This is a genomic window from Myxococcus sp. AM009, assembly GCF_013372605.1.
Taxonomy (GTDB): domain Bacteria; phylum Myxococcota; class Myxococcia; order Myxococcales; family Myxococcaceae; genus Myxococcus; species Myxococcus vastator.
Map to the genome: position 1 here is coordinate 22124 of NZ_JABXEP010000105.1, position 7475 is coordinate 29598.

Here is a 7475-nt window from a genome sequence, read left to right on the forward strand (position 1 = left end):
GGAGCGGCGGGTCCGAGCAGTTGAAGCCCACCCAAGGCGCGGTGCGCGGCACAACACTGCCGGCGGGGTGCGGGCTCCCTCCCTTCCCAGGACTTCAGCGCCTACGGGCTGAACGTTCCGGTGAGCACGCTGGCGCGGCCCCGAGGCAGCGAGCGCTTGAACGGGCTCGTCGCCAGGTTCGAGCCGGGCTGGTACCAGCTCTGGATCTCCGCGAAGTACGTCTGGCCCGCCCGCAGCACGTCCGGGGGCAGGTACACGCTCTGGAGCTCCGTGTGCAGCACCGCCACGCGCGACGCGGTGGTGGAGCCATTGCTCACGCCGAGCCGGTAGATGTTCACCACGTAGTTCGTGGCCGTGCCGACCAGCGGCTTCGACCAGCGCAGCGAGGCGTCGGTCCCCACGCCCGCGAGGTCCTGGAACGCGCCCCGCGTGTTCACCTTGGGCGCCTGCACCGGCCCGACGAGGGGCTGCACGGGCGCGGCGGTGAACACGCTCGCCTCTTGCTCCACGCGGATGTCCGCGCGCATGGTGTAGGGCGCCGCGGTTCCCAGCGCGTAGCTCTTCGTGAAGCCCGCGACGGCGAACGCCACCTTCTGCCACGTCGCCGGGAGCGGGTTGTTGTAGGTCATGCTCCCTGTGACGATGTCGGTCCGCTGCGCGTCAGGATTGAGCTTCACGAGCAGTGGCGGCCCGCTGATGGACGCGAGCGCCGAGCCCAGCGCGGCCGGCCGAGCGGACATCCAGATTTCATTGTGCGTGCTGACCGCGTCCGGGTTCACCTGGGTGCGCATGGCTTCGAAGGCCGAGCGTCTCCAGTCCACCTCGAAGGTGCCTGTCGCGACGGGCTGGGTGAAGGTTCCGCTGACGGTGACGGGCTGGCCCTCCACCTGCGTCATGCTCGCGTCGAGCACCTTGTGCATCGCGCGGTAGGGCACGCCATTCGCGCTCGTCTGCAACCGCATCTGCGCCAGCGAAAACACATCCCCGCGGCCGCTGTCGAGCAGCACCGGGTTGAGCATGTTGGCGTAATCAAAACTCAGCCCGGAGAGCGACGTGGCGCCCGCCAGGGGGCGCCCCGTGGCGCTGCCGTCGATGTATCCGAACGCGCCCGGGTTCAACGAATACATGTCCAGGAAGTCCTCCGGCTGCCAGGGAGACAGGCCGGTGGCGGACACCGTCACGGGAGTGGGCAGTGACGCGAAGGAGCCATCGCGGCCCCACTCCGTGGAGCCCAGATCGAACGCGCGACCGGTGCTCACCAGGTAGCGCGAGCCCAGCTTCAGGTAGATGCGGCCGGAGGGGACGTTCGGCACGGAGATGGTGCCGTCCGCGGAGCCCGTGCCCGGATAGGTCGTGAATGCTCCGGTCGTTGAGTCCCGCAGGTATGCCGCCACAAACGTGGCGGACTGGTCGTATGGCTTCGTCTCGTTGCCCGACGTGGCGATGAAGGTGACCGGGCTGGTGCCGGTGACTTGGGTGACCAGGCCTTGGGTGACCTGGGAGGCGTCCACCGCCTCCGCCTCGTCGAGCCCCCCGCATCCGCCCCCTGCCATGCCGACCAAGAGCCCGAAAGAAATCAATGGCATCTTCATTGTGAAGGAAACCCTTTCGGCGACGCCATGAATGGCGCTGCGCAGGGAGCTTCATAGCGGGTCGGTCTGACTTTTCCGGGAGCGCCTCGACTCCAATTCTTGCTCGGGACCGTGCAGGCAAACCCGCTTGTCGGCAGGTGAGCCCGGCAACGGACTCCGTGGCTTGGAGAGGTCCGACCGCAGGGCGGCGAGCAGCTCCGCCTCGAACTCGCGAGCCACCCGTTCGAGCACCTGCGGTCGGACCTGTCCTTGCGTGCGCCGCTACTTCAAGAGCTCGCCTCGCTCGGCCTTCTCGATGAGGGACGCCGGCGGCTCGAAGTGCGCGCCGTAGCGCTGCGCGAGCTCACGCGCGCGGGCGATGAAGCCCCGAAGCCCGTTGCCCGTCCGGCCCTCGTAGCCGTTGATGAACTGCACCACGCCGCCCGTCCACGCCGGGAAGCCGATGCCGAGGATGGAGCCGATGTTCGCGTCCGCGGCGGAGCGCAGCACGCCCTCATCGAAGCAGCGCACCGTGTCGATGGCCTCGGCGAACAGCATCCGCTCCTTCATGTCCTCGAAGGGGATGGTGTGGCCGGGCCTGGTGAAGTGCCGCGCCAGGCCCGCCCACAGGCCCGTGCGCTTGCCGTCCACGTAGTCGTAGAACCCGCCGCCCGTGGAGCGGCCCTTGCGCTGGTGCTGGTCAACCAGCGCGTCCACCACGGCGTAGCTGCTGTGCTCCACCCAGGGCTTGCCCTCCGCCAGGGTGGCCGCCTTCGTCTCCTGACGAATCTTGCGCGGCAGCGTCAGCGTGAGTTCGTCCACCAACTGGAGCGGGGCGGCGGGGTAGCCCGCCTGGAGGCCAGCCTGTTCGATGGAAGCGGGCGAGAGGCCCTCGCCCACCATGGCGATGGCCTCGTTGAGGAAGGTGCCGATGACGCGGCTGGTGAAGAAGCCCCGGCTGTCGTTGACGACGATGGGCGTCTTCCCAATCTGCACCGCGATGTCGATGGCCTTCGCCAGCGTGGCGTCGCTCGTCTTCTTGCCCGCGATGAGCTCCAGCAGCGGCATCTTGTCCACGGGGGAGAAGAAGTGCATGCCCACGAAGTCCTCCGCGCGCTTCACGCCCTCGGCGAGCACGGAGATGGGCAGCGTGGACGTGTTGGACCCGAGCACCGCGTCCGGGGCGACCACGTCCTGCACCTCCTGGAAGACCTGGTGCTTGAGCTTCACGTCCTCGAACACGGCCTCGATGACGAGGTCACACCCCTTGAGGTCGGCGGCGTCCGTGGTGGGCGTGATTCGCGCCAGCAGCGCGTCACCCTTCTCCTTCGTGGACTTGCCCCGCTGGATGGCCTTCTCCACCAGCTTCACGGAGTACTGCTTTCCCTTCTCCGCGGACGCGAGGCTCACGTCCTTGAGCACCACGTCGATGCCGGCCTTGGCGCAGACGTAGGCGATGCCCGCGCCCATCATCCCCGCGCCCAGCACGCCCACCTTCTTCGCCGTGTACTGCGGGTAGTCCTTGGGACGACCGCCGCCGGAGTTGATGTGCTGCATGTCGAAGAAGAACGCCTGAATCATGTTCTTCGCGACCTGCCCGGTGACGAGCTCGGTGAAGTAGCGCGACTCCACGGTGAACGCGGTGTCCACGTCCACCTGCGTGCTCTCCACCGCCGTGGCCATGATGGCGCGGGGCGCCGGCATGTTCGCGCCCTTGAGCTGCTTGCGCAGGTTGGCGGGGAACGCGGGCAGGTTCGCCGCCAGCCCCGGAGACGACGGCGTGCCGCCCGGAATCTTGTAGCCCTTCTGGTCCCACGGCTGCTGCGCGGTGGGGTTGGCCTTCACCCACGCCTTTGCCGCGGGCAGGAGCGCCTCCACGGAGTCCACCACCTCATGGACCAGGCCGGCCTCCTTCGCCTCCTGCGGACGGTAGCGCTGGCCCTGGAGCAGCACCTTCATCAGCGCGTCCACGATGCCCAGCATCCGCACCGTGCGCACCACGCCGCCGCCACCGGGCAGCAGGCCCAGCGTGACTTCCGGCAGGCCCACCTGGGCGCCCTTCACGTCCGCGATGATGCGCCGGTGACACGCGAGCGCGATCTCCAGCCCGCCGCCCAGCGCCGCGCCGTTGATGGCCGCGACCACGGGCTTGCCCAGCGTCTCCAGCGCGCGCAGCTGCGCCTTGATTTCCTGCCCCAGCTCGAAGGACTGCCGCGCGTCCTCCTTGCGCACCTTCAGCAGGTCCTTCAAGTCCCCACCGGCGAAGAACGTCTTCTTCGCGGAGGTGAGGATGACACCGGTGAGGGTGTCCTTCTCCTTGACCAGCCGGTCCACCGTCGCGCGCATGGACTTCAGATACGCGGCGTTCATGGTGTTCGCGGACTGGTTCGGGTCATCCAACGTCAAGACGACGATGCCGTCGGCGTCCTGGTCCCAGCGGATGGTGCTCTGCTCGCTCATGGGGTTCGCTCGAATCCTGTCGAAGTGTTGGAAGAGAAGCTCAGACGCGCTCGATGAGTGTGGCCACGCCCATGCCACCACCCACGCACAAGGTGATGACCGCGCGGCGCGCCTTGCGACGCTCCAGCTCGTCCACCATGGTCCCCAGAATCATCGCGCCCGTGGCGCCCAGCGGGTGCCCCATGGCGATGGCGCCGCCATTCACATTCAGCTTCTCATCCGGAATGCCCAGGTCCTTCTGGTACTTGAGCACCACCGAGGCGAAGGCCTCGTTGAGCTCGAACAGGTCGATGTCCTTCACCGACAGGCCCGCAATCTCCAGCAGCTTCCGGGTGGCCGGAATCGGACCGGTGAGCATGATGGTGGGGTCCGAGCCGGACGTGGCCACGGCGGCGATGCGCGCGCGCGGCGTGAGGCCCAGCGACTTGCCCACCTGCTCCGAGCCGATGAGCACCAGCGCCGCGCCGTCCACGATGCCCGACGAGTTGCCCGGCGTGTGGACGTGCTCGATGCGCTCCACGAAGTGGTACTTCTGCAAGGCCACCGCGTCGAAGCCGCCCGCCTCGCCCATGACGGAGAAGGACGGGTTGAGCTTGCCGAGCGACGCCACGGTGGAGTCCGGGCGCATGAGCTCGTCATGCGCCAGCACGGGGAGGCCGTTCTGGTCCACCACCGGGATGACGGAGTTCTTGAAGTAGCCGCCCGCCCACGCCTTGCCCGCCAGCTGCTGCGAGCGGGCCGCGTAGCGGTCCACGTCCTCGCGCGTGAAGCCCTCCATGGTGGCGATGAGGTCCGCGGAGATGCCCTGCGGGACGAAGTAGGTGTCGAAGTTGGTGGCCGGGTCCATGGCCCAGGCGCCGCCGTCCGAGCCCATGGGCACGCGAGACATGCTCTCCACGCCGCCCGCGATGACCAGGTGCTCCCAACCCGAGCGCACCTGCTGGGCGGCCATGTTCACCGCCGTGAGGCCGGACGCGCAGAAGCGGTTGAGCTGCACGCCGCCCACCGTCTCCGGCAACCCCGCCGCCAGCACCAGGGTGCGGGCGATATCTGCGCCCTGCTCACCCACGGGGGAAACGACGCCGAGCACCACGTCGTCGATGCGCTGGGGGTCCAGGTTCGGGTGACGCTGCTTGAGCGCGTCCACCAGCCCGGTGAGCAGTGAAATGGGCTTGGTGCCGTGCAGCGCGCCCTTCTTGCCCTTGCCTCGTGGGGTCCGGACGGCGTCGAAGATGAATGCTTCCTGGCTCACGCAGAGCCTCCTTGAGACGAAGATGTGGGTCTACAGGGAACGGGCGACGAGTTCTTTCATGACCTCGTTCACGCCGGCAAGGCTTCGCAGCACACCGTACCCTCCGAACAACTGCAAGCAACGGTCGGCGACGATGCACGCCGGGTCCGTCACCCACCCGGTAGAAGTCACCGTCACGCACCGCGCGTGCGGAGAGGGCCTGGAGGACGGAGCCCGTCCCCGGCTCCGTCATGGCGATGGCCGCGCCCTGGACACCCAGCCGTCCGGCGGCGATGCCCTGGACAGCCCGATGCCACGGCTGCCTCCCGCCATCAGCAGCGCGCGACCCGCCAGTATCGAGCTGGTGGCCATTGCGCTTCCTTGCCCACGCCGGCGCTGTCAGGGCGATGACGGGTGTCTATCAACAGAGCGTCAACAGTGTGCTTCGTCTGGATTTTCAAACACTTCCAACCTATTGCGTCATCCCTCCCGGGCGCGGCCACTCCGGCGCCCATTCCTGCTTTTGCAGTTTTCCCCGCTCGGCTCGATACTGCGGGGTGCCGGGACACATTGTGTGGTCCGGCCACCCGTCGTCGTGGAGTCATCATGAACCTGCTTTCAAAGACGCTGTTCGTGAGCGCAGTGGCCCTTGTCACGCTCTCCCCGCTGTCCGCGTCGGCGCTGCCTCCGGATTGCGACGTGCAGTGTGCCGACGAAGCGCCCTGCTCGCTCCTCTGTGCGGTGCCTTGGGGGGTGCGCATCATCACCTGTGAGCGGTGGTTCAGCGACTACGAGCTGGGCGGCACGTGCACGCCGGACGCGCAGATTCCTTCCGAGGAGGAGGATGAGCTGTCGTCGGTGGAGCCGCGCCAGGGCAGCATGCCTGGCATGGCGGCGGCCTGCCTGTCCGCGCCGGTGAGCGCCCGGTAACACGCGTCCCCCTGGGTCGGCCCGCTCCGCGCATCCTGGCGTGGGGCGGGCGCCGTCGGGTGACTCCAGAGCCTGCGTGCGAAACCCTGTCCTGTCGTGGTGCGTGCTGCTGGTGGCCTGGCTGGGCATCGCGTGCGCCGCTCGACCGCCGCGGGTGCGGGTCTGGGAAGAGGTGAAGGCCTCCCGCTGTGCCGCGCCTGTTGAGGAGCACTGCGTGGTGCTCGGCTGTGAGGAAGGCGTTTGCGGCTTCTTCGCCTGCGAGGATGTCAGCGAGTCCGGCGCACCCGCGACCTCGTCCGTGGATGCGCCCGCCACCGGGCAGGTGCTGGCCCTGCGACCGGGCTTTCCCATGGGCCCGCCCAGGCCCGGACGGTGGTGGCGCAGGGCGCCCTGGCTTCGGCGGGGTGCCGAGCCGGAGATGACGTTCCGCTGATATCCGGAACGCCCGCCGCTACGGCCACCGCCCGTCCTGCCCGCGCCCCAGTTGCAGAAGCACCACCTGCTCCCCCAGGCCCCAACCCTCTCGGCGTGGTTCAAGGAACGTGGCATCAACATCCACGACCACACGATACTCATCCCCACCCATGTCCACCGGCGCATCCACGGCGGCGGACCTTCCGAGGCCTGTGGAACGAAGCGTGGCGGCAGTTCATCGAGACACGAGGCAACAAGGTGCGGCGGGCCCTGTGACGCCTGACGAAGAGTCTCGATTGCGCATCTATCAAGTCGAGTCGCCGCGACCTTCGCACTACACGGGGAGCCTGCATGCCGCGCATCGATGGAGCCTGCCCGGACTCGCGGACTGTCCCGGCTGTGGCGCGACCTGGAGCACCGCCGGACTTCACTATCCATGCGTGGACCTGACCGCGCACCCGACACGGCACGAGTACGAAGAGCCCCGCCCGGAGCCATACGCGGAGTGGGCTCGATTGCGCGAACAGATACGGCCCCAGGTGCCCCCCGGGTTTGCCTTGATGCCCGGGACCAAGTTGGGCCCGCTGACCGGACGCGCCTCCGGCACCTTCGGACAGCTACATTTTCAAGCGTGGGCCCTGAGCCTCCGCCGTGAAGCGCTGGAACAACTGCGGCGAGCAGGACTGCAAGGGTTGAACGGCTGCGCGATGCAACTCACGGGGAGCGGAAGGAACCCGCCCGAACTGCTCGAACTCGAGCTGACACCCTGTGGACGCTTCCACCCGGACTGCCTTCCGCCCGACCGCGAGCCCCCGTGCCCCACATGTGGCGTTGAGAGCTACGAGCTCCCCACCCCCTACTTCCTTGAC

At 68.2% G+C, this 7475-nt stretch carries 5 protein-coding genes and 1 pseudogene; 3 read left to right on the forward strand and 3 right to left on the reverse strand.

From position 1 onward, the window contains the following. Positions 1 to 101: 101 nt before the first annotated feature. The 3 genes from HV824_RS23830 to HV824_RS23840 form a co-directional block, all read right to left on the reverse strand. Entirely contained in the window at positions 102 to 1592 is a 1491-nt protein-coding gene (locus HV824_RS23830) for an ABC transporter substrate-binding protein (RefSeq protein WP_176418616.1), read from the reverse strand. Positions 1593 to 1853: 261 nt separating this feature from the next. Beyond that, positions 1854 to 4031: a 3-hydroxyacyl-CoA dehydrogenase NAD-binding domain-containing protein gene (locus tag HV824_RS23835; RefSeq protein ID WP_176418615.1), complete on the reverse strand. Its 2178-nt coding sequence runs from the start codon at positions 4029 to 4031 to the stop codon at positions 1854 to 1856. 40 nt (positions 4032 to 4071) lie between these two features. Beyond that, on the reverse strand, positions 4072 to 5283 hold the full coding sequence (locus HV824_RS23840) for an acetyl-CoA C-acetyltransferase (protein ID WP_176424294.1): 1212 nt from the start codon (positions 5281 to 5283) through the stop codon (positions 4072 to 4074). A 585-nt stretch (positions 5284 to 5868) separates the two neighbouring features. Here HV824_RS23840 and HV824_RS23845 point away from each other — a divergent pair. From HV824_RS23845 to HV824_RS23860, 3 genes and pseudogenes are all read left to right on the forward strand, one after another. Then, entirely contained in the window at positions 5869 to 6192 is a 324-nt protein-coding gene (locus tag HV824_RS23845) for a hypothetical protein (protein ID WP_176418613.1), read from the forward strand. Between the two features lie 172 nt (positions 6193 to 6364). Then, a pseudogene (locus HV824_RS37615) lies at positions 6365 to 6889 on the forward strand (TIGR02269 family lipoprotein). Beyond that, a partial coding sequence (locus HV824_RS23860; protein WP_217917676.1) for a double-CXXCG motif protein occupies positions 6777 to 7475 on the forward strand: 699 nt, incomplete at its 3' end. The pseudogene HV824_RS37615 and the gene HV824_RS23860, both read left to right, overlap by 113 nt.

Excerpts from the sequence above, each read along its gene's own strand:
- HV824_RS23830 (WP_176418616.1), bottom strand. The coding sequence starts at position 1,592 with ATGAAGATGCCATTGATTTCTTTCGGGCTCTTGGTCGGCATGGCAGGG.
- HV824_RS23835 (WP_176418615.1), bottom strand. The coding sequence starts at position 4,031 with ATGAGCGAGCAGAGCACCATCCGCTGGGACCAGGACGCCGACGGCATC.
- HV824_RS23845 (WP_176418613.1), top strand. The coding sequence starts at position 5,869 with ATGAACCTGCTTTCAAAGACGCTGTTCGTGAGCGCAGTGGCCCTTGTC.